This window comes from Polyangium jinanense (assembly GCF_028435365.1).
This window is the reverse complement of sequence record NZ_JAGTJJ010000008.1, coordinates 121,664-146,029: the sequence shown is the minus strand read 5'-3', so window position 1 is coordinate 146,029 and position 24,366 is coordinate 121,664. Positions and strand designations below refer to the sequence as shown.

Genomic DNA, 24,366 nt, shown 5'->3' with positions numbered 1-24,366 from the left:
GCAGGTCGGTGGTCTTGCGGTGAACGTTTCGGAAAGCTGATCGGGGGCGTGCGAGGGAGCGCGGCCCCGATCGCTTTTTGATTGCAGGAAAAGAGCGCCATCTGGCGCGACGCGGGCAGGAGACGGCTTTCGCTCACCGAGTGCGGTGACGGGGTGAGATCTCCGCGCGAACCCCTCGAAGAAAGAGGACGCTGATGACGATGCAGACCAGCGGAAGCATGACGATGATCGCGCGAAACTGGCGCGATCTGATCCGCCCGAAGGGCATCTCGATCGACACGGAGTCGGCGAACAACTTCTACGCGAAGTTCACCTGCGAGCCTCTCGAGCGCGGCTTCGGGATCACGATCGGCAACTCGCTCCGCCGCGTGCTCCTCTCGTCGCTGCAGGGCGCGGCGATCACCGCAGTCCGCATCGAGGGGGCGCTGCACGAGTTCACCACCGTGCCCGACGTCGTCGAGGACGTGAGCGACATCATCCTCAACCTCAAGGAGGTCGTCTTCAAGGCGGCCGCCGCGCGCACCTACACGGTCCGCGTCGACAAAGAGGGCCCGGGGCCGGTGTACGCGCGCGATATCCAGCTCGTCGACGGGCTCAGCGTGCTGAACCCCGATCACCTGATCGCGGTGCTCGACAAAAAGGGCCCGCTCGCGATGGAGCTGACGGTGAACGTCGGCCGCGGCTACGTGCCCGCGGAGCGGAACAAGACGCCGACGATGGCGATCGGGACGATCCCTATCGACGCGCTGTTCTCGCCCATCCGCAAGGTCAACTACACGATCCAGAACGCGCGCGTCGGTCAGGTGACCGATTACGACAAGCTGACGCTCGAGGTCTGGACGAACGGCTCGGTGCTGCCCCAGGACGCGGTCGCGTTCGCCGCGAAGATCCTGAAGGAACAGCTCTCGATCTGGGTCAACTTCGAGGAGTCGGAGGAGACGAGCTACCAGACGGTGCCGGGCGACGAGGAGCCGCTGAACGAGAACCTCTTCCGCTCGGTCGAGGAGCTTGAGCTCAGCGTGCGCAGCGCCAACTGCCTCCAGAACGCGAACATTACCCTGATCGGCGAGCTCGTGCAGCGGACCGAGCAGGACATGCTGAAGACCAAGAACTTCGGTCGGAAGTCCCTGAAGGAGATCAAAGAGATCCTCGCGAACATGGGGCTTTCGCTCGGTATGAAGATCGACAACTGGCCGCAGCTGCTCGAGCGCTGGAAGGCGCAGCAGGCGCAAGCCTAGAGGGTGCGATATGCGTCATAAGAAGGCGGGGAGGCAGTTTGGTCGGGACACGTCGAGCCGGCGCGCGATGCTGCGCAACTTGACGGCGAACCTGATCACCCACGAGCGCATCGAGACGACGGACGCGAAGGCCAAGGAGCTCCGGCGCGTCGCGGAGCGGCTCATCACCAAGGCCACGCGCCTCGGCAAGATCGCCTATACCGCGCAGAGCGAGCTGTCGGCGGCCGACAAGGCGCGCCGGCTCCACGCCGAGCGTCTCGTCTCGTCGTACGTGCCGCGCTTCGGCGTGAAGGCCGACGGGACCAAGGTCGACGTCGTCGAGAAGGTGATGCTCGACCTCTCGAAGCGCTTCGAGGGCCGGCCCGGTGGCTACACGCGCATCATCAAGCTCGGCAATCGCCGGGGTGACAATGCGCCGATGGTCTACATCGAGTTCATCGACGCGACGCCGGTGACCGACAAGCAGGCTCCCGAGGAGCCGGCTGCGGCGGTGACCGCCGAGCCCACGTCGGCCGCGTCGGCCTCGGCCGAGTCCGCCTCGACGGCGAGCTCGGGCGAGACCGCGTCGAACGAGTAAAGCGCTCCCACGACGAACCCGTGAACGGGGATCGGGTGACCGGTCGCCACCGTTCACGGGTTTGGAAGGGAAAAACGAACACGGACACCACAGGGTGCCCGTGTTTTCGTTTGTCTGGACTGCGATCCGCTTCGCGGAAGCTCACTCCGCGCCGGCAACCGGCGCATCTGGCGCGGGCGGAGTGGGCGGATTGCTGCCTGCCCGCGACCCTTCCGCGTCGCGACCGGCGTCAGGCTTGCGCCGCGCCAGGAAGATCATCGCGATCAGCGCGACGAGCCCCACGCCGCTCGCCGCCACGTAGCGGTGCAGCGAGCTCTTCTGCGGCGCGATGCGCTCCTGCTCCAGCGACGCGAGCGCCCGCTTCGCGCGCTCGTTGCTCGGATCGAGCTCGATCGCCTTCGTCAGGGGAAACTTGTCCGGCGTGCCTCGTGCGATGAGGGTCACGCCTTCGAGGTAGGCGATCTCCGCCTCGATCTTTCGCGCCCCCTCCCCCTTCGGGTCGAGCCGCAGCGCCTTGCGCAGCATCTCCAGCGCCGCCGCCGGCTCCTTCTCTTCGAGCGTCTTCGCGTGCGCCACGTACGCCGGCGCCATCTCCTTGCGCCGCTCGAACACCGGCGAGCGCGCCAGCACCTTGTCGAACGCGCTCGTCGCCTCGACCCAGCGGCTCGCGGCTGCATGCGCCGCGCCCTCGTCCATCAGCTTGTAGACCTCGGCGAGCCGCGCGCGGTCGTACATGCCGAAGAGCTCGCGCGCGATGCGGTCCCATGTGAACTCGCGCGGGGCCTTGTTGCCCGTCTGGTTCAGGTAGGCGTCGCGGAGCTGCCAGATGCCGGGCTCGCCGATCGCTGCGATCGCCTCGCGCGCGGCCTCGCGGAGCTGGATGCGGTCGCTGTTGCTGAACGAGAGGATCACGCGGACGGCGTCGACGTCGCGCGTGCGGCCGTAGGCGCGCAGGATGTCGGCGAGGACTTGCGGATCGGTCACGCCGACGGCCTCGCCGGGGATCGCGCGGCCGAGCAGATCGAGCTGCTTGCTCGCGAAGCGCTGGACGATCTTTGCGTCGTGCTGGCGGCCCTCGATGAGCGCGGGGACGGCGCGGTCGCGCAGCTTTCCGATTTGCCGCTGCAGATCGACCCGCAAGAGCTCGCCGAAGTACGAGTACATCTGCAGGAGCTCGCGCACCGCGGGCGTCGTGCCCGCCGCGGTCAGCATGCGCTCCATCGCGAGCAGGCGGACGAGATCCCGCCAGGTGTCGCTCTTCGGCTTTGGAGAGGCCAGGACAAACTCGAGCCAATCGCCCTCGTCCTCCGCGTCCTTGTCCTTCTCCTTGTCGGCCTTGCTCTTCTTCGGCGCCTTCGCGTCCTTGCTGGCCTTGTCGTCCTTGGCGGCGGCCTTCTCGTCCTTGCCGGCCTTGTCCTTCTCCTTGCCTCCTTTCTCCGCCTTCTCGGCCTTCTCCTTGTCCCGCAGCGACTTGCGGCCGGCCTTGCGCGCGTCGTCGAGCAGGCCTTGCGCCTCCTTGCGGTCGAGCCCGGCGCGGAGCTCCTGCACACGCGCGCGCACCGCAGGCACGACGGCGGGCGTCACCTCCGCGACGGCCGTCCGCGCCGTTTCCTTCGCGCGCGCGTCGCCCGTCGTGAGGCGCTCGAGCACGCGGTCGAGCTCTTGCAGCGCCGCGGCGTCGGGCTCTTGCAGCACGATCGGCTGGAGCTTCGGCAGCTCTGGCAAAGAAGCGGGCGCGGCCGGCGCTGCGGCGGCCGAGGCCGAGGCCGAAGGTTGCGTGAGCTCTCCGGCGGCGTGCACGTGCAGGGGCACGAGCGCGAGCGCGGAGACGAGAACGAACGACGAAGCGAGCTTCGAGACGTGATTCACGGTGCCCCCGAGAACGACGGGCGAGCGCGCGGCCCTTCCCGGGCGGTTCACTCGACGATGCGGAAGTCCGGAAAATCGCCCTGGAATCCGCGCCAGCGTATGTCGACACGCTCCACGCGCGCCGCGGTCGGGCCTTTTTGGGCCCAGGCGATGAGCTCTTTCAAGCCGTCTTCTTCGCCTTCGGCGAGGATCTCGACGCCTCCGTCCGGACGGTTCTTGACCCAGCCGGAGAGGCCGAGGCGCTTGGCTTCGCGCTGCGTCGACGCCCGGAAATAGACGCCCTGGACGCGACCCTTCACGTGCAGATGCACTTGTTTCAGCCCCATCGGACCGCTCGATTCCTACTCGCACGTCGCGACCGAGGCAACCTCGTAGGCCTGCGCGCGAACGCACGCGCTGAAACGATCCGCCCCCGAAGGAGCGAACCCGCGAGGCGAATCGGCCGATTGACAGGGCAGTATCGCTTGATAGAGTCCCCGCCCGCCGAGCACCGCGCTCGGCCGCGCCCCCTCGCTGGGGACGCCCATCACTGTCCGTCGAACCGCCCTTCCCAGGGGCGGGCAATCCACGAGAGCCGGCCCAAGGGCCGACTCGAAGCTCGACCTTCCCACAACCCTACCGACCTCGGGGAACGCGCCGTCTCCCGGCCGACGCCCCTGCGTGGAGTTTTCGATCGATGCACCTGCGTGAACTGAAGCAGAAATCGATGGCCGATCTGGTGCAGATGGCCAAGGGCCTCAACATCGAAGGAGCCGCGGGCCTGCGCAAGCAGGAGCTCATCTTCGCGCTCCTCCAGGCCTTGGCTGCCCAAGACCAGCCGGTGTACGGCGAGGGCGTGCTCGAGTGCCTGCCCGACGGTTTCGGCTTCCTGCGGGCGCCCGACTACAACTACCTGCCGGGTCCGGACGACATCTACGTCTCCCCGTCGCAGATCCGGCGCTTCAACCTGCGCACGGGCGACGCGGTGAGCGGCCCGATCCGGCCCCCGAAGGAGCGCGAGGCGTACTTCGCTCTGCTCAAGGTCGACAAGATCAACGGCGTCTCGCCCGAGGTCGCGCGCGACAAGATCCTCTTCGACAACCTCACGCCGCTCTACCCGCAGCAGAAGTTCAACATCGAGAACGGCACGAAGGGCTTCTCGACGCGCATCATCGACATGCTCTGCCCGATCGGGAAGGGCCAGCGCTGTCTGATCGTCTCGCCGCCCCGCGCCGGCAAGACGGTGCTGCTGCAGAACATCGCCAACGCGATCAGCACGAACCACCCGGAGACCACGCTCATCGTGCTGCTCATCGACGAGCGGCCCGAAGAGGTCACGGACATGCAGCGCAACATCAAGGGCGAGGTGATCAGCTCGACCTTCGATGAGCCTGCGACGCGCCACGTGCAGGTCGCGGAGATGGTCATCGAGAAGGCCAAGCGCCTCGTCGAGCAGAAGCACGACGTGGTCATCCTGCTCGACTCGATCACGCGCCTCGCCCGCGCCTACAACACCGTCGTCCCCCCGAGCGGCAAGATCCTCTCCGGCGGCGTCGACTCGAACGCGCTGCACAAGCCGAAGCGCTTCTTCGGCGCGGCCCGCTCCATCGAGGAGGGCGGCTCGCTCACGATCATCGCGACCGCGCTCGTCGATACGGGCTCGCGTATGGACGAGGTGATCTTCGAGGAGTTCAAGGGCACGGGCAACAGCGAGATCCACCTCGACCGCAAGCTCATGGAGAAGCGGATCTTCCCCTGCCTCGACATCAACAAGAGCGCGACGCGCAAGGAAGAGCTGCTCCTGCCCGAGTGGATCCTCCAGCGCGTCTGGCTGCTCCGCGGGCTCCTGCACCCGCTCAACGTCATCGACTCCATGGAGTTCCTGCTCGACAAGGTGAGCCGCACCGAGACGAACCAGGAGTTCCTCGAAAGCATGAATCAGTAGGCCCGGCCTTCGGTCGAGCCTGAGGGGCCCCGCAATTCGTGGGGCCCCCTTCCCTTTTTACCCTCCTCTCCCCTCCCCTCCCCTCCCGATCCCTCGGGCAAACGCCGGATCCATCGCGATTTTGCGGGAGCGCTGTAGCGCCGGCCGGAGGCGTGTTAGCGTCGACGAGTGACCGGTAAGGCGGACCGCCTGCGAGAGCTCACGGCCCGGGTCGAGGAGCTCGAGGCCAGGCTCGAACGCTCGGAGAAGACCGTCAGCGCCCTGCGCGACGTCGGGCTCGCGCTCGGCTCCACACTCGACCTCGACCAGCTCCTCGAGCTCATCCTCGGCAAGATCACGGAGCTGCTCGAAGCCGACCGGGCCACGCTGTACCTGCTCGACGAGCAACGAAAGATGCTGCTCTCGCGGGTGATGCTCGGCGGCGAGGTGCGCTCGATCGAGCTGCCCGTCGGCGAAGGCATCGCCGGCCACGTCGCCAAGCACGGCAAAATCGCCCGCGTCAAGGACGCGTACAGGGACAAACGCTTCCAGCGCACGTGGGACGAGCTCACGGGCTACAGGACGCGCTCGATCCTCGCCGCGCCGATGCGCAACCACGTGGGCCGCACGATCGGCGTCGTGCAGGTGCTCAACAAGCACGGCGGCAAGGGCGAGTTCTCGCAGTACGACGAGGAGCTGCTCTCGGCGCTCGCCACGCAGGCGGCGATCTCCATCGACAACTCGCGCCTGTTCCTCTCGGTCATCCAGAAGAACATGCAGCTCGTTGAGACGAAGGAACAGCTCGAGCACCGCGTCGCCGATCTGAAGCTGCTCTTCGAGCTCGAAACGGCGATGAGCGGAGCCTCGTCGCTCGAAGAGCTGAGCCGCGCGGTGATCGCCGAGGCCTCGAAGGCGTGCGAGGCGCGCGCCGGTGGTCTGCTCGTCGACGAGGGCGAGGCCGGCGTGTTCTTGTACTTCTGCGACGCGTCGGCGCCGGGCGTCTCGGTGCGCGACGTCGACGTGAAGCGACTGCCCGTCAAGCGCGGCGAAGGCCTGCTCGGCTGGGCCATGACGCACAACGAGTCGGTCCACCTCGGCCCGAAAGATCCGCCGATCGGGCCGGTCGCCGAGGCCGCGCTCGCGCACATGCATCCGTCGCTCGATCTGGAGATCGAGAGCGCGATCGTCGTGCCGCTCGAAGGCGAGGAAGACACGTCGCTCGGCGCGCTCGGGCTCTACAACGCGAAGAACACGCTCGGCTTCACGCAGGACGATCGCTCGCTCTTGCGGCTCGTGTCGGCGAACGCGTCGACCGCGGTGCGCCTCTTCCGCTCGCGCACCGAGCGCGAGAAGAGCGAGCGTCTCACGGCGATCGGGCGTCTGCTCTCGGGCGTGATGCACGACATGCGCACGCCGCTCACGGTGATCAGCGGCTACGTGCAGCTCATGGCGACCGCGAGCGAGTCCTCTGTGCGCGCCGAGCACGCGAGGCTCATCCTGAAGCAGTTCGACGCAATCAGCGCGATGCAGCGCGAGCTGCTCGAGTTCGCGCGTGGCGAGCGCAGCATTCTCGTGCGCAAGGTCTACCTGACGAAGTTCTTCGGCGACCTGGAGAAGCAGCTCCAGCTCGACCTCGCAGGCAACCGCGTCACGATCGTGATGGAGCTCGACGACCGCGGCACCGCGCGCTTCGACGAGACGAAGATGACGCGCGTCGTGCACAACCTCGTGCGCAACGCGGTCGAGGCGATGGAGCCGCACGGCGGCGGCAAGGTGGTACTGCGCGCACTGCGGCACGGCTCGGACTTCGTGCTCAGCGTCTCCGACACGGGACGCGGGATTCCGCCGGAGATCCGCGAGCGGCTGTTCCACTCGTTCGTGACGAGCGGCAAGCGCGGCGGCACAGGCCTCGGCCTCGCGATCGTCAAGAAGATCGTCGACGAGCACGGAGGCTCGATCGAGGTGGATTCGTCCGAGCGCGGAACGACGTTCACGATCCGGATCCCGCAAGAGACGCCGATGATGGCGACGATCGCGCCCCCTGCCCCGACCGCGTCTCCCGCGTCGCCGCACATCCCACGGGCATCGAGCGCGCGTGTCGACGAGGCAACGGGCTTGCCGCTCGTGCACGCGACGAGCCCCACGTCGGCCTCCGCGGCGACGGCGCGCTCGCCGCAGGCGCCGGCGGCCGAGGAGTCCGAGGCCGACCGATCGGCCAAGACGGCGCGAGCGAGCCAGCCCGGCGAGGAAGGGCCACCGAGCCGACGCAGCGGCCGCGCGAGCAACCCGGGCCAACCCGCGGGACGAACCGGATAGCTCGGTAGAATCCGCGGATCCCTTGCGCGCATCGCCTCGGGAGCAGAGACTCCGGAGGTGCTCCGCCTGCCCATCGTCGCCACGCACAAACGCGCGCTCGAGACGTGCGTGTACTGCCCGAAGCTCTGCCGCGCCGCGTGCCCCGTCTCGAACGCGGAGGCGAGCGAGACGGTGACGCCGTGGGGCAAGATGAGCCTCACGTACTTCGCGGGCCGTGGCGACGTGCCCGTCGAGGCCGAGCACACCGCGCCCGCATGGGCCTGCACGGGCTGCCACGCGTGCCGTGAGAAGTGCGACCACAGGAACGAGCCCGCGACGGTGCTCGTCGAGTCGCGCGCGGACTTTTTCGCACGCGGCGCCGCGCCGAAGGCCGCCATGGACGTGGTGATGCGGACGCAAGCGCGCGCCAGCGAGACGGCCGCGGCGCTCGATGCGATCGAGGGCGAAACGCCAAGGCACGTCGCGGCCGGCGTGCTCGTCGGATGCTCGTACGCTCGGAAAAACCCGGCCGTCGCGAAGGACGCGCTCGCCGCCGCGGCGAAGCTCGTCGGCGGCCCGGTGCGCGCCATTCGAAGCTGCTGCGGCCTCCCCTCGCTCCACGCGGGTGACCGGGAAGGCTTCCGTGTGGCCGCCGAGCGCCTCGCCGCCGAGGTCGCCGAGGTCCCGCGCCTGCTCGTCGTGGACCCGGGCTGCGCGCGCGCCACGATGGTCGAGCACGCGCGCGTCGGCGTCACCATGCCCCGCGAGCCCGAGCTGCTCCTCGACCTCGCGCACGCCGCGCAGGACCGCCTCCGCGTGCTGCCCGAGCTCGCAGGCACGACCGTGCGGTGGCACGCGCCGTGTCAGCTCGGTCGCGGGCTCGGCCGGTACGACGAGCCGCGCGCGCTGCTCGCGAAGATGTCCGGCAAGGAGCCCGCGACGTTCCAGCGCGACCGCGAGCACAGCGAGTGCAGCGGCGCAGGCGCGCTCTTGCCCGTGACGCGTCCGCGCACGAGCGAGGCCATCGCGGACGCGCGCATCGCCGAGCACAAGGCGCGGGGTGGAGGCCTTCTCGTGACGGCGTGCGGGTCGAGCTTGCGGCGCTTCCGGAGCCGCGGCGAAGCTGCCGAGGACCTCGTCAGCCTGCTCGCGCGGGCGCTCGCTCCCTGACGACCGCACGCATGTCGACCCCGAAGGTTCCTCGCCGAAGGCGAACCGTCTCGAGCAGGCTGCTCGCGAGTTACGTGCTCGTGCTCGCGGCCTTCGCGCTCACCGTGACCTGGAGCTTTCGCGCGCTGCGCGACACGTCGCAAGGCGCGGAGCTCCTCCGCAGCGGATACGCGCCGCTCCTGCTCCGCGTGGGCGAGGCCCTGGCCGCGCAGAACGTGTTCAACGCGCAGCTCAACCACATCACGGCCGCGAAAAACCCCGGCGACGTGCGCGAGTGGATCGAGACCGCGCGCCGCACGCGCCCTCTCACGTTCGCGCACGTGCGCGAAGCCGCGGAGAAAGGGCTCGTCGACGAAGATCCTTCCGTCGCGAAGTTCCAGGACGAGATCGTACGCGAGGCCGCGGCGATCGAGCGGCTGCTCGGCGCGGATCCCGAGCGGTTCGGGCAGCTCTTCCAGGCGCTCGCGGTGAGCGATCGTGAAGCCGCGGAGCGGGCGCGGGACGAGCTGCTCAAGCGCGAGGCCGAGGGCGCGCAGCGGCTCCGCGCCATCAAGCTGCGCGTCGAGGAGCGGATGGAGAGCCTCACGGCCGAGGCGAAACGACGCGAGGCCCGGTCCATCCAGCTCCTCGTCGGCCTCTTCGTGCTCACGCTGCTCGTCGGCGTGGTGATCTCCATCTACGCGCGCCGCGTGCTCGCGCCGCTCACGGCCGTCACCGAGCGCGCGAAGGCCGTCGCCCAAGGCGACCTCACGCCGCGCGAGGTCATGGCCACGAACGACGAAATCGGCGAGCTCGCGACCACGTTCGAGGGCATGGTCGCCGCCATCCAGCGCGCCCGCAGCGAGCTCGTCAACGCCGAGCGCCTCGCCGCCATCGGCAAGATGGCCGCGCACGTCACGCACGAGATTCGCAATCCCCTGTCGTCGATCGGCCTCAATTTGGAGCTGCTCGAAGAGGAGGTCGCGTCGTCGGACAACAAGGAGGCCTCGCAGCTCGTCGTCGCCATCAAGGCCGAGGTGGAGCGGCTCTCGCGCATCGCCGAGCAGTACCTCAGCATCTCGCGCAGGCCTCGCCCGCGGCTCGAACGCGAGCGCGTCGAGGACCTCGCGCGCGAGCTCGTGGCCTTCGTGCGACCCGAGCTCGACCGCGGCGGCGTGGCGAGCCGCGTGGATGCCGACGACGATCTGCCCGACGCGCGCCTCGACGAGTCGCAGTTCCGTCAGGCGCTCCTGAACCTCGTGCGCAACGCGCGCGAGGCCATGGCGAAAGGCGGCGAGCTCGTCGTGTCGATCCGCAAGGCCAAGGACGATGGCATCGATCTCGCGGTCGACGACACGGGCTCGGGCGTGCCCGAGGAGCTACGCGCGTCGATCTTCGATCCCTTCTTCACCACGAAGCAACGCGGCACGGGCCTCGGCCTCGCGGTCACGCGTGACATCGTGGAAGCGCACGGCGGAACGATCCGCTGCCTCGGCCGTGAAGGCGGCGGCACGCGGTTTCTGATTCACCTGCCCGCCGCGGGCGCGTCGGAGCCGAGCGCGAAGGCCGTCGAAGACGACGAGCTCGTGGCCTAGGGCGCGTCGCTCAAGGGAGCGCGGCGCCGCCCCACGGAAGGAGCACCAAAAACACGAACGCGACGAGCACCAGCATGAGCACGCTGGTCACGAGGTACGTCGAGCGCGGCGAGCGCGACGTGCTCCATCCGTCGCCGTAAAACTTCCCTCGCGAGCGCGTGCGCAGCTTCTTCTGCACGCCTCCGAGCAGGCTCGGCGCCACCGCGCCCGGCGGTGGACGCAGCGCGCGCCGGAGCAGCTCGCGCACCTCGACCTCGTCAAGCGGCGCTTCGTCCTCGTCCTCGTCACGCGTCTTCGCCGCGCCTGTTTCGTCTGCGCCCGACGTCTCGTCCTTCGCCGCGGACTTCTCTTCGGCGTCGAGCCAGCGCTCTGCTTCGGCCGCGAGGCGCTCGGCCTCCTCGCCCGTGACGTCGCCCTCCGTGCCGAGCAGATCCTGATCGTCGGCCGGCGCGCCCGCCTCTGGCTTTCGCTTCGCGTCGCCGCTCATGCCTTCTTCTCGCTCCTCAGCTTGTCGCCGAGCGCCTTCTCGACCAGGGCCCGGAGCTGCGCGCGGGCGCGGAAAATGCGGCTCTTCACCGTGCCTTCCGGCAAGCCCGTCACCTCCGCGATCTCGTCGTAGGACATGTCCTCCACGTCGCGCAGGATCAAGACCTCGCGGAAGTCCGCGTCGACTTGCTCGATCGCGCGCCTGACGATGCGCTCGAGCTGCATGCCCTCCAGAATCTCGTCCGGGCGGTTGATCGCTCCGCTCACCGTGACGCCCTTGCCGCCGTCGCCCGTCACGCGATCGGCGATCTCGTGGACGTCCTCCTGCTCGCCCACCTTGCGCCGCGACAGGTACTTCGCCTTGTTCTTGCAGAGGTTCACGGCGATCCGGAAGATCCACGTGGAGAGCTTCGACTCTCCGCGGAACTGATCGATCGCCTTGAAGACCTGGACGAACACCTCTTGCGCGAGGTCCTCGGCCTCGTCGCGTCGCCCGATCATCCGGAACACGAGCGCGAACACGCGTCGCTCGTAGGCGACCACGAGTTCGTTGAAGGCCGACTCGTCACGCGCCACGAGACGCGCGACGAACCTGGCCTCCTCGGTCTCGTCGTCGCTCGTCACGCCCGGCTGCTCCTCGCAGCTACGGTAAACGCCCTCGGTCGGGGGACGCTAGTGGTTCCGGCGCATGGATTCGAACCATGATTAGGGGATTCAAAGTCCCCCGTCCTGCCCTTAGACGACGCCGGAGTGAGCCCCGGGCATGCCCGGAGCTCGAGAGGGCCGGGACGATAGCGCGACTCTCCCCGCTTGGCACGTGCCGAGGAGACGGTCGCTGCCGGCCGCGGGAGGAGGCCGACCGACTTCGGCGACGGTCGACCCCCAGCGAAACAGAGCCGTGACCAACCTCGCCGGCGGTCGACCCCCAGCGCAGGAGGGTCGCGCTCGTCTTCGGGGACGGTCGCTACCGCCGAACGCCCCGTCGCGACCGTCTCTGACCCGGGTCGGTATGGTGGCGCGCCGAGGGCGGAGGGGGCGCCATGGGAGCCGCCTCTGTCTGCCGGAAGGTCTCGACCGTCCTGTGCCCCACTTTCGACACGAGCTCGGAGGCTCCGGACACGAGCGCGGGACGGTCCGGACCCCCGGCTTGCCCAGACAGAACCGCAGGCGCGATCCCTCGATGCACGAGCGCGAGGCCAACGGCCGTCACCGCCACGACACACCCGAGTAAGAAGGAGAACCCTCCTTGCCCTGCCAGAGACCGTCGTGACCCACCTTTGCGACCGAAGGGCCACGCCCGAACAGGGAGCGAAATCGGCTCCGAGCGGGTCTCGTCTCCCTCGAGAGACCGTACGTGCGGAGGGTCGCCCGTCTGCGCGACGGCACCGCTGAAGGTGAGAGGCGTCCTCGATTCGCCACGCGGCGGCGTGAGCGCGACGTCCGGCAAGGGCGCGGGCGTCACGAGCGGCGGGTCGAACGAGACCGAATCGGCGAGCGCATAGGCGAGCTCGGGGATGTGCTCGATGCGCCTCCACCCCTCCATCCCGTCGCGCCAGACCGTCGTCTCGGCCCCGATCTCACCCCTGGCGAGGGCCATCCAGAGCTCGAACGTGGTCATGGCCCGCAGACCCGGGCCGTGCTCCACGCACCACTCGGGCATGGGGCGGCCGCTCTCGGTGCTCTCCTCGTCGAGGTGGAGCCGCGCGAGCCTGCGCCTCTTCTGGGCGGCGAACCAGGATTTGGGGTTCGCGCGCTCGTAGGGGATCGTCGGATGGCTCTCGCGCACGAGCGGCGCCGGCTGCGTCTCGGCCTGGTTCTCCGCGGGGGGCGGGAGCATGGACGAGCGCGGCTGAAAGACGCTCGGGATCGTGTCTTCCGGGTCCCTGCTTTTGATGGACGACGACGCACACGACGCCTGCATGAGACGCCCCTTCCCGACAAACACCGGGCGTCCGCAGGCCCCGCGATATGGGGCGACGGGCGGACGCTCGACGTGACTAGGGCGCTCCTACAGGGTTCTCGTGAGGTCGGCCAAGTTTTCGCAGGCCTCACCCCCAACCCCTCTCCACGGAGTGGAGAGGGGAGGAGAAACGCGCGTCTTCCCCCCTCTCCACGGAGTGGAGAGGGGATGGGGGTGAGGTCAAACCCCCTTGATGACCTCGCACCCCATGAACGGCCGCAGCGCCTCGGGCACGACCACGGTCCCGTCGGCCTGCTGGTACTGCTCCAGGATCGCGATCACCGTCCGGCCGACCGCGAGCGCCGAGCCGTTCTGCGTGTGCAGAAGCCGCGGCTTCGCCTTCGGCTCGGGCCGGTAGCGGATCGCCGCGCGCCGCGCCTGGTAGTCGCCGAAGTTCGAGCAGCTCGAAATCTCGCGATAGACGCTCTGCCCCGGCAGCCACACCTCGAGGTCGTACGTCTTCTGCGAGGCGCCGCCCATGTCGCCCGCGCAGAGCAGCGACACGCGGTAATGCAGGTTGAGCCGCTTGAGAACCTCCTCGGCGTTCCGCGTGAGGGTCTCGTGGTTCTCGGCCGAGGTCTCGGGCGTCGAAAAGCGCACGAGCTCGACCTTGTCGAACTGGTGCTGCCGGATGAGCCCCCGGACGTCCTTGCCGTGGCTGCCCGCCTCGGCGCGGAAGCAGGGCGTGTACGCGGTGTAGGCGAGCGGCAGTTTGTCGGCTTCGAGGATCTCGTCGGCGTGGAGGTTCGTCACGGGCACCTCGGCCGTCGGGATCAAATACAGGTCGTAGGCGCGCTCGGGGTCGCTCTTGTGCGTCTTGAAGAGGTCCTCGGCGAACTTCGGGAGCTGCCCCGTGCCATAGAGCGCCGAGTCCTTCACCAGGAAGGGCGGCAGGACCTCGGTATAGCCCTGCTCGCGCGTGTGCAGGTCGAGCATGAAGTTGATGAGCGCGCGCTCGAGCCGCGCCGCCGCGCCCCAGAGCACGGTGAAGCGCGAGCCCGAGAGCTTGGCCCCGCGCGAAAAGTCGAGGATGCCGAGGCCCTCGCCGATGTCCCAGTGCGCCTTGGGCGTGAACGTGAACGACGGTTTGTCGCCCCAGGTCCGGACGACGACGTTGTCGTGCTCGTCCTTGCCGTCCGGCACCGACGGATCGGGCAGGTTCGGGACGAGGGCGAGCTGCTCGTGGATCTTCGCCTCGACGTCCTTGAGCGCCTGCTCCGCGTCCTTGATCTCCGCGGACAGGCGCTTCAGGGCCTCGCGTTGCTCGGTGAACTCGGCGGACTTCTTGTCCGCCTTGGCCATCTTCTCGTTGGCCTGGTTGCGCGCGGCGGCCTTGGATTCACTGAGCGCGATGAGCTCGCGCCGCTTCTGGCCGAGCTCGGCGATGGGGGCGAGGGCGGCCGCGGCCGCGGGCGAGCGCCGCGCCAGGGCGGCGCGGACGTCGTCCATGTGATCGACGACGTGGCGGAGGTCCAGCATGGGGGCGGGTTTAGCCGAGACCTCCGCCGCTGTCAGCCTAGTTGTACGTGACTTTCGTGAAGGTCAGGCCATCGCCCGACCGTCCAATCGCGACGGTATCGCCCGACTTGAACTCGCCCGCGAGCAGCCGTTTGGCGAGCTCGTCCTCGATGTAGCGCTGGATGGCCCGCTTGAGCGGCCGCGCGCCGTATTGCGGATCCCAGCCCTGCTCGATGAGGAAGGCTTTCGCCGGGGGCGCGACGGTCATCGAAATCCCGCGCTTGGCCAGGCGCTTCTCGAACTGCGCGAGCTGGATGTCGAGGACCTTCTCCACCTCCGACCGTTCGAGCCTGCGGAAGACCACGATGTCGTCGAGCCGGTTCAAGAACTCCGGCCGGAAGTGCTTGCGCACCTCCTCGAGCACCACGCGCCGCACGAGCTCGGCCTTGTCCCGCGGATCGAGCCCCTCACGCTCCTCGACCGCCATCGCCGCCGGCGTGCCGAGGTTCGACGTGAGGATCAGGATCGTGTTCTTGAAGTCGACCGTGTGCCCCTGACCATCGGTCAATCGGCCATCGTCGAGCACCTGCAAGAGCACGTTCCACACGTCCGGGTGCGCCTTCTCGATCTCGTCGAAGAGCACCACGGTGTAGGGCCTCCGCCGCACGGGCTCGGTGAGCTGACCGCCCTCTTCGTAGCCGACGTATCCGGGCGGCGCGCCGATGAGCCGCGCGACCGTGTGCCGCTCGCCGTACTCGCTCATGTCGATGCGCACCATCGCCTTCTCGTCGTCGAAGAGGAACTCGGCGAGCGCCCGCGCGAGCTCCGTTTTGCCGACGCCCGTGGGCCCGAGGAACATGAACGAGCCGATCGGCCGCTTCTCCTCGCCGAGCCCCGCGCGCGAGCGCCGGATGGCGTTCGCCACCGACACGAGCGCGTGGTCCTGCCCCACGACGCGCCTGCGCAGCTCGTCCTCGAGGCGCAGGAGCTTCTGCATCTCGCTTTCGAGCATCTTCGAGACCGGAATGCCGGTCCATTTCGAGACGATGGCCGCGATGTCCTCGTCGGTGACCTCCTCCTTGAGATAACTGCCTTTCTCCTGCAGTTTGGCGAGCGCTTCACGCAGCCCTTCGAGCTTCTTCTCCACCTCGGGGATCTTGCCGTAATGGATCTCGGCCGCCTTGCCGAGGTCACCACGTCGCTTCTCGCGCTCCTCTTCGAGGCGAAGCTGCTCGATCGATTCCTTCGTCTTCTTGATCTCGGAGAGCAGCTCCTTCTCGCGCATCCATTGCGCCCGCATCGTGTCGCGTTTCGCCTGGAGCTCGGCCATCTCGCGCTTGACGTCCTCGAGCCGCGCCTTGCTCGCCTTGTCCTGCTCGCGCTGCAGCGCTTGCTCCTCCATGCCGAGCTTGACGAGCTGCCGCTCCACGTTGTCGATCGGCGTCGGCAGGCTCTCGATTTCCATGCGGATGCGGCTCGCGGCCTCGTCCACGAGGTCGATCGCCTTGTCCGGCAGAAATCGCTCCGTGATGTAGCGGTGCGAGAGCATCGCCGCGGCCACGAGCGCCGCGTCCTGGATGCGAATGCCGTGGTGAATCTCGTACCGTTCCTTGAGCCCGCGCAGGATCGCGATCGTATCCTCGACGCTCGGCTCGCCCACGAACACGGGCTGGAACCTGCGCTCGAGCGCCGCGTCCTTCTCGATTCGCTTGCGATACTCGTCGAGCGTGGTCGCGCCGATGCAGCGGAGCTCGCCGCGCGCGAGCGCAGGCTTCAGCATGTTCGCCGCATCCATCGCGCCCTCGGCCGCGCCCGCGCCGACGAGCGTGTGCAGCTCGTCGATGAACAGGATGATCCGGCCCTGCGCGTTCTCGATCTCCTTCAGGACGGCCTTCAGCCGGTCCTCGAACTCGCCGCGGAACTTCGAGCCTGCGACCATCGCCGCGAGGTCGAGCGCCGCGAGCTTCTTGTCCTTCAACGACTCGGGCACGTCGCCGGCCACGATGCGCTGCGCGATGCCCTCGACGATCGCCGTCTTGCCGACGCCCGGCTCGCCGATGAGCACGGGGTTGTTCTTCGACCGGCGCGACAGCACCTGAATCACGCGGCGAATCTCCTCGTCGCGGCCGATCACCGGGTCGATCTTCCCGCGCCGCGCGAGGTCCGTGAGGTCACGCGTGTACTTCTCGAGCGCCTGGAACTTGCCCTCGGGATCCCGATCGGTGACGCGCTGATTGCCGCGCACCTGTGTGAGCGCCGCGAGCAGTTTGTCGTAATTGAGCCCCACGCGCTCGAGGAGCTGCGACGTGTCCTTGTCGCTCTTCAGCGCGGCGAGGACCAGGTGCTCGGTGGAGATGAAGTCGTCCTTGAGGGACTTCATCTCGTCTTCGGCTTTTTGCATCAGCCCGAGCGCTCGTCGCGACAAGCTCGGCTCGGCGCCGCCGCTGACGCGGGGGTAGCTATCGATCTTGGCGTCGAGGGCCTGCAAAACACGCCCCGGGTCGACGCCGGCCTTTTCCAGGAGCGGCGCCCCGATCCCATCCTCCTGAGCGACGATCGCTCGGAGGAGGTGCTCCGGATAAAGCTCCGGGTTTCCGCGCCGGCTCGCGAGGTCGACGGCAGCACGAACCGCTTCCTGGGCCTTGGTGGTCATTCTATCGATCCGCATGGCACGACCGAAACTAAGGCCGGATCTCACGCAAGCAAGGCCCTTGCCAAGGAAGCGAAGAGGTCACACGCTCGGGAGTCCTTTTCGGGTTCTTCGCGATCGACACGGACGGGCGCCCTCGGCGAAGATGCGCCTTCATGCGCAAACATCGGCTCTCTTTTCTCGCTTTCACGGCGCTCGTGGTCCCGTCCCTCGCGGCCGCGCTCGCCTCGTGCGGTGACGGTAACGTGACGGGCAGCGGCGCCTCCGCAGGCACCTCCTCGGGCGGCAGCGGCGGCCAGGGCGGTCAGGGCGGCGGCGGCCAGGGTGGTCAGGGCGGCGACCTCTTCGGCGACAGCGGAACCAACGGCTGCACGCCCGGCGAGGCCTGCGGCGACGGCGGCGTCTGCACGTCGGGCGGCGTGTGCTGCACGCAGGACAAGGCCTGTGGGACGGCTTGCTGCGGCGACGCGGAGGTCTGCTCGTTCCAGCAATGCGTGGTCCCCGGCACGACGTGCATCGACGCCACGGAATGCCCCGCGGGCTCCTACTGCGAATATGCGCTCGGCGAGCCGGGCGGCATGCCCGACGGCGGCGCGGGCGGATCGTGCCAGGGCGGCGTGACGCCGGCGACGGGCAAATGCTTGCCGCAGCCGCCCGAATGCGCGCCCGGCATGGAGCCCGGCCCGAACGACCCGATCACCTGCCTCGCGAAATGCGAGTACAAGCCGCCCGTCGGCCAGTTCGAGCCCGTGCTCAAGTACGCCTGGGGAAACCCGGCCGCGGCGAACACGCAGGACAGCGTGATGATGGCGCCCGTCGTGATCCAGCTCGACGACGACACCTGCGACGGTGTCGTCGACGAGCGCGACATCCCGGAAATCGTCTTCCTCACGTTCCAGACGAACAAGTACAACGAAAATGGCACGCTCCACGCCATTTCGATCGTCAATGGCCAGATCGTCGAGAAGTGGACCGCGAACGCGGGCGCAACGAGCCAGAACCACCCGGGCCGCTCGATCGCCGCGGGCAACATCGACGGCGTGCCGGGCAATGAGATCGTGGTCTGCACGATCGACGGCCGTGCGCGCGCTTATACGGCGACGGGCGCGGAGCTCTGGCTCAGCGGGCCCGGCACGTGTTTCATGTCCTCGCTCGCGGACCTCGATCAGGACGGCGACGTCGAGGTCGTGGTGGAATCGCAGATCCTCGACGGAAAGACGGGCGCGACCGTCGCGACGTTCGACCCGGCGAACACCTCGAACGTCGTGGTCTCCGACATGGACGCCGACGGCAAGCTCGACATCGTCACGGGCAGGCGCATTTACAAGGCTGACGGCACGCTCCTCGTCGACTCCAGCCTCGTTGCGAGTTTCCCCGCCGTCGGCGACCTCGACAAGGACGGCATTCCCGAGGTCATCGGGATCTACAATTCGAACCACGAGCTCCGGATCTGGCGCGTGGACCCGAACGAGCCCGGCGGCTTCAAGGTCGTGCGCACGGGCATCGACATCAACGGCACCCTCAATCCGGCGCTCTGCCCCACGAACAGCACGGGCTACACGCAAGGCGGCGGCCCGCCCACGGTGGCGGACTTCAATGGCGACGGTACGCCCGACGTGGCCATGGCCGGCGGCGTTGGATACGCGGTCTTCGACGGCAAGAAGCTCATGGCCCCCGCGATCCCGAACGCCGAGACGCTGCTCTGGATCCGGCAAACCCAGGATTGCTCGTCCGCCTCGACGGGCAGCTCGGTCTTCGATTTCGAGGGCGACGGCAAGGCCGAGGTCGTCTACGCCGACGAGAAGATGATCCACGTCTATGCCGGGACCGACGGAACGGTGCTTTACGAGACGTGCAATACGAACGGCACGCTCTACGAGTATCCGCTGGTCGCCGACGTCGACAACGACGGGCAGGCCGACATCGTGGTCGTGTCGAACTCGTATTCGAGTTTTACCTGCGCGGACGGCTCGAAGACGGCGGGCGTGCGGATCTTCGGCGATAAAAACGGAAACTGGGTCCGCACGCGCCGGGTGTGGAATCAGCATGGGTATCACGTGACGAACGTGGAGGAGGACGGGACGATCCCCACGGTGGAGCAGCCGAACTACAAGCAGCCGAAGCTCAACAACTTCCGGCAAAACGTGCAGCCCTCGGGCGAGTTCTCCGCGCCGGACCTCGTCGCCACGGTGTTCCCGATCTGCGGAGGCCCGACGTACGGGCTCATCGCGCGCGTGCGCAACATCGGCGAGGCGAGCGTACCGGCGGGCGTGAACATCGGGTTTTACCTGGACGACCCGGCAAACGGCGGCGTGCCGCTGCCCGGCAGCCCCGTCATGACCACGAAGGTGCTTTATCCGGCCGAAGCCGAGGACGTGACGCTCCCCCTCCCGATGCCGCCGGCCGGCGTGCTCGATGGGTCGAAAAAGATCTTCGTGATCGTCGATGATCAATCGCCGCCGCACGCGTGGCACGAATGCCGGACCGACAACAACGTCGCCCAGGGTAGCGGCGTTTGTGAGGGCGGACCGAACTGACGTAACGCCCTGGACAGGCCAGGGCAAGCTCGCCTAGTGTGCCGCGCGATGAAAGCGAACCTTCTCATTGCGGTTACACTCGGTGCATTGCTGCTCGCCGGCTGCGGGCAGTCCAAGACCGAAACCAATCAGGACAAACCCGCAGCCGAGGCGAGCGCCAAGAGCGCCGACGCCAATGCGGCGCCCAAAAAAGAGGCGGAGCCGGCCAAGGCCGAGCCGAAGAAGCTCGACAGCGCGACGCTCGAGGCCGTCGCCGACGCGGTGAAGTTCGAGCAGGGCGCCGTCGCCGACAAGGGCTTTGGCGGCAAGCTCAAGAACGCGAGCGAGCAAGGCATCAAGATGCTCGAGTACAAGGCGTTCGCGTACGACAAAGACGGCAAGCTCATCGAGATGATCAGCGGCAAGCACCCGAAGGGGCTCGACGCCGGTCAGGCGGCCGATATCACGGTCGGGCCCTTCGACAAGGCCGCCGGGAAGGCCGATGCCACCATCGAGGTGGTCGTCTCCTGGATGAACGTGGACGGCACCTCGTGGCAGAGGCCCGTCCCCAAGGACCGCGCCAAGGGCGGCCCGAACAACATGCTGAAGAAGTAAAACCCTTCGAAACACGAAGCCCCCCTCGAGCAGCGCCGAGGAGGGCTTTGTGCTTGGGGGTTTGCCCCCGTCAGATATCGAGGTTCTTCACGTTCAGCGCATTCACCTCGATGAAGCGCCTCCGCTCGTCGACCTGCTCACCCATCAGAATCGCGAAGAGCCGCGCGGCCTCGGTCTCGTCGTCGATCTTCACCTGGCGCAGCGTGCGGACGTCCGGGTTCATCGTCGTTTCCCAGAGCTCCTCCGCGTTCATCTCGCCGAGACCCTTGTAGCGGCCGAGCGTGATGCCCTTCTTGCCGCGCTCCTCGAGGTATTCGATGAGCGCCTCGCTCGTCTCGAGCTTCGACTCGCTGCCGCCCTTCGACACGGCGGTCCAGGGCGCCGGGCCCGCGGTCTCCACGAGCATACGCTCGATGTCGAGCGCGTCCTTGTACTCGGGCAAACCGAGGAGCTGCCAATCGATCACGGCCACGCGGCTCGAAGCGCCCGGCCGCGGGGTCACCGTGATGCGATGCGCGCCGTGCTCCGAGTCGAGCGACGAGACGACCTTGAACGGCATCATGTCGGGATAACGGCGCTCGAGGTACGCCTTGAGCTTTTCCCGCGCCGACTCGACCTTCGCCTCGTCGCGCAGATCCTCCTGCCCCAAACCCGTCGCGCGGATGAGCGAGGCCACCATGCGCGCATCGCACCGTTTGTCGAGGTTGCCGAGGACAATCTTGAATTGCTTGAGCCGCTTCGCGAGGTTCGGCAGCACCGCGGACGGCACCGGCGGGCGGCCCTCCGACGACAGGATGAGGTCCTCGACCGCATTGCTGCCGAGGTACTCGTCGAGCGCCGCCTGATCCTTCAGGTAGATGTCCTTCTTGCCCTTGCGCACGCGATAAAGCGGCGGCTGCGCAATGTAGAGGTGACCCTGCTCGATCACCTCGCGCATCTGCCGGAAGAAGAACGTGAGCAGCAACGTGCGAATGTGCGACCCGTCGACGTCGGCGTCGGTCATCAGGATGATCTTGTGGTACTTGAGCTTGTTCAGCTCGATCCCATCGTCATCCTTGTCCTCGCCCTCGCCGCGCGTCGTGCGCACGCCGCTGATGCCGCAGCCGAGCGCCGTGATGATCGTGCCGACCTCGGCCGAGCTCAGCATGCGGTCGAGTCGCGCGCGCTCGACGTTCAGGATCTTGCCACGGAGCGGCAGGATCGCCTGGAAATGGCGGTCGCGCCCCATCTTGGCGCTGCCGCCGGCGCTGTCGCCCTCGACGATGTAAACCTCGCTCTTCTCGGGATCCTTCGACTGGCAATCGGCGAGTTTGCCCGAGAGCGAGGTGATGTCGAGCGAGCCCTTGCGGATGACCTCACGCGCCTTGCGCGCCGCTTCACGCGCCCGCGCCGCGAGCACCGCTTTCTCGATGATCTTCTTCGCGCCCTGCGGGTGCTCCTCGAAATACTGGCCGAGCTTGTCGGTCACGGCGCGCTCGACGATGCCCTTCACCTCGCTCGACACGAGCTTCGACTTCGTCTGCGAGTCGAACGACGGGTCGGGGTGCTTGACGCTGAGCACGCAGGTCAGGCCCTCGCGGATGTCCTCGCCCGCGAGCTCCTGCTTGAGCTCCTTGAACAGGTTTTGCGCCTTGCCGTACTGATTGATCGTCTTCGTCAGCGCCGAGCGCATGCCGGCGAGGTGCGTGCCGCCGTCCTTGTTGTGGACGTTGTTGGTGTAGCAATAGATCTGCTCGGTATACGAGCCGCTCCACTGCATCGCGACCTCGACCGTGATGGGCGGCGTGGGCTTCGAGCCACCGTTGCCCGCCGCCTCGGCCTGGCCCTCGACCACGAACGCGATGACGTCGTCGTGAATCGCCTCCTGCGCCTGGTTCAGGAGCGCGACGAACTCGGCGATGCCGCCCTTGTAGTGGAATGTCTCGCTACGGCCGGTCGGACGCTGGTCTTCGAGGTTGATGATCAGGCCGGCGTTCAAGAACGCGAGCTCGCGCAGGCGATTGGCGAGGATGTTGTAATTGAACTCCGTCACCGAGAAGATCTGCACGTCCGGCTTGAACGACACCTTCGTGCCCGTCCGGTCCGTCTCGCCGAGGGCCTTCAAAGGCTTGCGCGGCACGCCACGCTCGTACTCCTGGTACCAGACCTTGCCCTCGCGCTTGATCTCGAGCTTCAACCACTCAGAGACGGCGTTCACCGCCGAGACGCCCACGCCGTGCAGGCCCGCGCTGACCTTGTAACTCGCGTTGTCGAACTTGCCGCCCGCGTGGAGCACGGTCATCACGACCTCGGCCGCACTCACGCCCCTCGCGTGCATGCCGACCGGAATGCCGCGGCCGTTGTCCTCCACGGATATCGATCCGTCGAAGTGCACGGTCACGCGAATCTCGGTGCAGTGCCCCGCGAGGTGCTCGTCGACCGCGTTGTCCACGGCCTCCCAGACGAGGTGGTGCAGCCCCGAGCCGTCGTGCACGTCACCGATGTACATTCCCGGGCGCTTGCGCACGGCTTCGAGGCCTTCGAGCGCCGTGATGCTGTTGGCGTCGTAAGCCTGGCCCGCGGTCGTCTTGGATTCGGTTTGCTGGATGCTCGTCGGTTCGGTCGTCATCGGTCTCGTGCTTTCGGCTCCCGAGCGTCTGGCCGATCGGTTCGTTCCGACCCGCACGTCTGCGCGGATCGAGAGGTTCCTCGGGCCGAGCGCGGACGCCTTGATGTCACGCGCGCGGGGGCCGTTTGGAGTCGCGGAAATCTAGCCTTTTTGTGCCTCTTGGGCAAGCTCGGCGGGGCCCTTTTCGTGAGGAAATCACGCCCGATTGGTGCCCGTTTCGCGCGCTCGTGGTCGAGGCGCTCCGAAACGGCCGGAGGTCAGCCCGCGCCCTCGTCGAGCTCGCCCCGAAACACGCGGAAGTCACGCCGTCCCTCGGCCGATATGTCCTCGGCGCGGATGAGCTCGGGGCGCGTGGTCGTCAGGAAAATCTGACCGCGATGGAGCGCGAGGAATGAAAAGAGCGCGCCCGTGCGCTCCGGATCGAGCTCGCTCGAAACGTCGTCGAGCAAGAGCAAGGGCTCGATGCCCCGCTCTTTGGCGATCGTCGCCGTCTCGGCCGCCTTGAGAGCGAGCGTGAGCGCGCGATGTTGTCCCTGCGACGCGACCACGCGCGCCGGATGCCCATCCAGCAAGAGCTCGAGCTCGTCGCGATGCGGGCCGAACCCCGCCGACGCGCGGAACGCATCACGCTTTCGGCCCCGCGCAAGCTCGCCGCGCGCGGTCTCCACGTCGGCCGAGCCTCCCGGCGCATATCGCGCTTCGAGGCGGAGGTCGGGCGCGGCGATCTGCGCGAACGCACTCCCGAGCTCGACCACGAGCGCTTCGGCCGCGGCTGCGCGCGCCCGCGTGAGGGCCGCGCCATGCTCGGCGCAGAGCTCCTCGAACGCATCGAGCTCACGTGTATCGCTCGAAGGTATGTCCGCGCCGCGCCGCAGGAGCTCCTGCCGTGCTTTGAGCGCATGTGCATACCGCGCGCGCGCATCTGCGCTCTCGGGCCGTGTGAAGAGCGCGAGCCGGTCGAGCAGCGTGCGCCGTCCCTGCGCCGGTCCACTCGACAGCGTGAGCTCCTCGGGATGAAACACCACGACGGGCGAGCGCGTCGCGTACTCGACGAGCGCGCGCGGCCGATTGCCGTCGATGCGCACGGTCACGCTCTTGCCCTGCACCGCGGCCGTCTGCTCGCGCGACAGCGCCGGCAGCGCGCCGCCGCGCTCGACGAAACGCGCCTTCACGCTCGCCGCCTGCTCGCCGTGCCGCACGAGCTCGCCCACGCGTGCCGTTCGAAAGCTCTTCGAAGTCGCGGCGAAGTAAATCGCCTCGAGCACGCTCGTCTTGCCGTGCCCGTTGTTGCCCCACACGACGTTGAGCCGCGGCGCGGGCTCCATGTCCACCCGCGAGAGGACGCGAAGGCCGCGCACGGTGAGCCGTTCGAGCTCGAGGCGATTCATCGAGATTCACCCCTCTCCCGGCGGGAGAGGGGTTCGGGTGAGGGTGTATCGGAGACGGG

Annotated in this window: 17 protein-coding genes and 1 tRNA gene; 8 read left to right on the top strand and 10 right to left on the bottom strand. The window is 68.0% G+C overall.

The window, feature by feature from the left end; translation table 11 throughout:
- Positions 1-200: 200 nt before the first annotated feature.
- A complete protein-coding gene (locus KEG57_RS18605) occupies positions 201-1,238 on the top strand; it encodes a DNA-directed RNA polymerase subunit alpha (RefSeq protein WP_372518158.1) in 1,038 nt (345 codons plus the stop codon).
- A gap of 10 nt (positions 1,239-1,248) precedes the next feature.
- Complete coding sequence (rplQ, locus tag KEG57_RS18600) at positions 1,249-1,815, top strand: 50S ribosomal protein L17 (RefSeq protein WP_272416914.1); 567 nt, start codon at positions 1,249-1,251, stop codon at positions 1,813-1,815.
- Between the two features lie 141 nt (positions 1,816-1,956).
- Here rplQ and KEG57_RS18595 read toward each other — a convergent pair whose 3' ends face one another.
- Both KEG57_RS18595 and KEG57_RS18590 read right to left on the bottom strand, forming a co-directional pair.
- Complete coding sequence (locus KEG57_RS18595; protein WP_272458218.1) at positions 1,957-3,684, bottom strand: tetratricopeptide repeat protein; 1,728 nt, start codon at positions 3,682-3,684, stop codon at positions 1,957-1,959.
- Positions 3,685-3,731: 47 nt separating this feature from the next.
- Positions 3,732-4,010, bottom strand: a complete 279-nt coding sequence (locus KEG57_RS18590; protein WP_272458217.1) for an acylphosphatase — start codon at positions 4,008-4,010, stop codon at positions 3,732-3,734.
- A 350-nt stretch (positions 4,011-4,360) separates the two neighbouring features.
- Between KEG57_RS18590 and rho the strand changes: the two genes are divergently transcribed.
- From rho to KEG57_RS18570, 4 genes are all read left to right on the top strand, one after another.
- Entirely contained in the window at positions 4,361-5,608 is a 1,248-nt protein-coding gene (gene rho, locus KEG57_RS18585) for a transcription termination factor Rho (RefSeq protein WP_272416911.1), read from the top strand.
- 168 nt (positions 5,609-5,776) lie between these two features.
- Positions 5,777-7,903, top strand: a complete 2,127-nt coding sequence (locus KEG57_RS18580; protein ID WP_272458216.1) for a GAF domain-containing protein — start codon at positions 5,777-5,779, stop codon at positions 7,901-7,903.
- A 57-nt stretch (positions 7,904-7,960) separates the two neighbouring features.
- Positions 7,961-9,052 (top strand): (Fe-S)-binding protein, encoded by a 1,092-nt coding sequence (locus KEG57_RS18575; RefSeq protein WP_272458215.1) that lies wholly within the window; start codon positions 7,961-7,963, stop codon positions 9,050-9,052.
- 11 nt (positions 9,053-9,063) lie between these two features.
- Positions 9,064-10,626 carry a sensor histidine kinase gene (locus KEG57_RS18570; RefSeq protein ID WP_272416908.1) on the top strand — a complete coding sequence of 521 codons (1,563 nt, stop codon included), beginning with the start codon at positions 9,064-9,066 and terminating at the stop codon, positions 10,624-10,626.
- A 10-nt stretch (positions 10,627-10,636) separates the two neighbouring features.
- Here KEG57_RS18570 and KEG57_RS18565 read toward each other — a convergent pair whose 3' ends face one another.
- The 6 genes from KEG57_RS18565 to clpB form a co-directional block, all read right to left on the bottom strand.
- Complete coding sequence (locus KEG57_RS18565; RefSeq protein WP_272458214.1) at positions 10,637-11,113, bottom strand: hypothetical protein; 477 nt, start codon at positions 11,111-11,113, stop codon at positions 10,637-10,639.
- Positions 11,110-11,736, bottom strand: coding sequence for a sigma-70 family RNA polymerase sigma factor (locus KEG57_RS18560; RefSeq protein WP_272416906.1), 627 nt, complete (start codon positions 11,734-11,736; stop codon positions 11,110-11,112). The genes KEG57_RS18565 and KEG57_RS18560 overlap by 4 nt, the downstream gene beginning before the upstream one ends.
- Before the next feature lie 52 nt (positions 11,737-11,788).
- Positions 11,789-11,862 (bottom strand) — tRNA-Gln (locus KEG57_RS18555).
- 214 nt (positions 11,863-12,076) lie between these two features.
- Positions 12,077-12,949, bottom strand: coding sequence for a DUF4339 domain-containing protein (locus KEG57_RS18550; RefSeq protein WP_272458213.1), 873 nt, complete (start codon positions 12,947-12,949; stop codon positions 12,077-12,079).
- Between the two features lie 303 nt (positions 12,950-13,252).
- The gene (serS, locus tag KEG57_RS18545; protein WP_272416904.1) at positions 13,253-14,551 is read right to left on the bottom strand and encodes a serine--tRNA ligase; all 1,299 of its coding nucleotides are present in this window, start codon (positions 14,549-14,551) and stop codon (positions 13,253-13,255) included.
- Between the two features lie 37 nt (positions 14,552-14,588).
- A complete protein-coding gene (clpB, locus tag KEG57_RS18540) occupies positions 14,589-17,183 on the bottom strand; it encodes an ATP-dependent chaperone ClpB (RefSeq protein ID WP_276605094.1) in 2,595 nt (864 codons plus the stop codon).
- A 152-nt stretch (positions 17,184-17,335) separates the two neighbouring features.
- Here clpB and KEG57_RS18535 point away from each other — a divergent pair, with 152 nt between their 5' ends.
- Both KEG57_RS18535 and KEG57_RS18530 read left to right on the top strand, forming a co-directional pair.
- Positions 17,336-19,717: an FG-GAP repeat domain-containing protein gene (locus KEG57_RS18535; RefSeq protein WP_272458211.1), complete on the top strand. Its 2,382-nt coding sequence runs from the start codon at positions 17,336-17,338 to the stop codon at positions 19,715-19,717.
- Between the two features lie 48 nt (positions 19,718-19,765).
- Positions 19,766-20,311 (top strand): hypothetical protein, encoded by a 546-nt coding sequence (locus KEG57_RS18530; RefSeq protein ID WP_272458210.1) that lies wholly within the window; start codon positions 19,766-19,768, stop codon positions 20,309-20,311.
- A 70-nt stretch (positions 20,312-20,381) separates the two neighbouring features.
- On the opposite strand, the gene gyrB is transcribed toward KEG57_RS18530, so the two are convergent.
- Entirely contained in the window at positions 20,382-22,919 is a 2,538-nt protein-coding gene (gene gyrB / locus KEG57_RS18525; protein ID WP_272458209.1) for a DNA topoisomerase (ATP-hydrolyzing) subunit B, read from the bottom strand.
- A gap of 257 nt (positions 22,920-23,176) precedes the next feature.
- Complete coding sequence (recF, locus tag KEG57_RS18520; RefSeq protein WP_272458208.1) at positions 23,177-24,307, bottom strand: DNA replication/repair protein RecF; 1,131 nt, start codon at positions 24,305-24,307, stop codon at positions 23,177-23,179.
- Between the last annotated feature and the right edge of the window lie 59 nt (positions 24,308-24,366).